The organism is Candidatus Symbiopectobacterium sp. (assembly GCF_020054415.1).
Taxonomy (GTDB): Bacteria; Pseudomonadota; Gammaproteobacteria; order Enterobacterales; family Enterobacteriaceae; genus Symbiopectobacterium.
Genome location: NZ_JAHWCO010000509.1, coordinates 1 through 1,669 on the forward strand (window position 1 = coordinate 1; position 1,669 = coordinate 1,669).

General features: G+C 54.5%; 1 protein-coding gene. It reads right to left on the minus strand.

What is annotated here, in order from left to right:
• Positions 1–1,669: phenylalanine--tRNA ligase subunit beta (gene pheT, locus QZ506_RS14825; RefSeq protein ID WP_291972062.1), on the minus strand; the 1,669-nt coding region annotated here is incomplete at both ends.

Below are 1,669 nucleotides of genomic sequence, written 5' to 3' on the forward strand. Positions count from 1 at the left end.
ACCACGCGGTCTGCGACCTTGTTCCAGCTCAATTCGAACACTACAGTACGGCCATTCAGATCCAGCTTACGTTCCAGCTCTGGATGGATTACGCCAATGAAACCAACCGGTTCCCCTGCCAGATAAATCGCTGCGCTCTGGCCCGGATGCAACGCCGGATGTGATTCGGCTTTGAACTCAATTTCCGAAAGTTTACCTGTTAGTGACAGCAGCGCCTCCAAATCGCCTTTAAGATCATAGAAGTCAACCGTCTGACGCGCCAGATCCCAATGTTCATCATAGCGATTCCCGGTAATCACGCCAGCTAACATAACATTCTGAAGAATAACGAGTTTATCCTGACTATCAGGAACGAATCTTAAACCGCTTTCAAAGAGTCGCAGACGGCTCTGCTGGCGGTTTTGGTTATACACCACCGCACCAAGCAAACCGCTCCACAGCGACAGACGCATTGCTGACATTTCGGTGGAAATCGGGCTTGGCAGAATCAGCGCTTCTTCACCAGGATGAATCAGCGATTGCACTTTAGGATCGACAAAGCTATAGGTAATCGCTTCCTGATAACCGCGGTCAACCAGCAGCGTTTTCACGCGCTTGAGCGAAAGCGCCGCTTCACGGTGCGATGTCATGGTGAGCGGCGCATGGGTCGGGATATTGGGAATATTGTTGTAGCCGTAAACACGGGCAACCTCTTCCACCAGATCCTCTTCAATCTCCATGTCAAAACGCCAGCTCGGTGCTACTGCTGTCCAGCCAGCATCAGTGCGTACCACGCTGCAACCGAGGCGAGTCAGGATATCACTTACCTGTTCGTCTGGGACGACATGCCCAATCAAACGGTCCAGTTTTTCTCTGCGCAGCGTAATGGTTGCACGGGCAGGTAAATGAGCGTCATTGGTCACATCAATCACCGGCCCGGCATTACCACCGCAAATACTCAGCAGCAGTTGGGTCGCACGTTCCATCGCGTTGTATTGCAACGCAGGATCGACACCACGTTCGTAACGGTGCGAGGCATCGGTATGCAAGCCGTGACGGCGCGCACGCCCGGTGATTGCCAGCGGATTGAAATAGGCACACTCGAGCAGCACGTTACGGGTTTCACCGTTAACCCCAGAGTGTTCACCGCCGAAAATACCGCCCATTGCCAGCGCTTTGTTGTGATCGGCAATGACCAGGGTGTCAGCATTCAACGCCGCTTCATTACCATCCAGCAGCGTCAGTGTTTCACCTTCTTGTGCCAGACGCACCACAATACCGCCGTCTAAACGATCCGGATCGAAAGCGTGCATCGGTTGCCCTAACTCCAGCAGCACGTAGTTGGTCACATCCACCACTGCATCGATTGAGCGGATACCACAACGACGTAACTTCTCGCGCATCCACAGCGGCGTTGCCGCCTTCACATCAATACATTTCACCACGCGTCCCAGATAGCGCGGGCAAGCGTCAGACGCCTCTACGCGGATCGGGAAAGTATCGGAAACCGTTGCGGCGACCGGCGTAATGTCCGGTGCCGTCAGCGGCAGTTGGTTCAGCACCGCAACATCACGGGCTACGCCAATGATACTCAAGCAGTCGGCACGGTTAGGCGTCACGCTGATTTCGATGGCGTTATCATCCAGCCCGAGATAGGCACGGATGTCAGTGCCGATCGGCGCATCGAGCG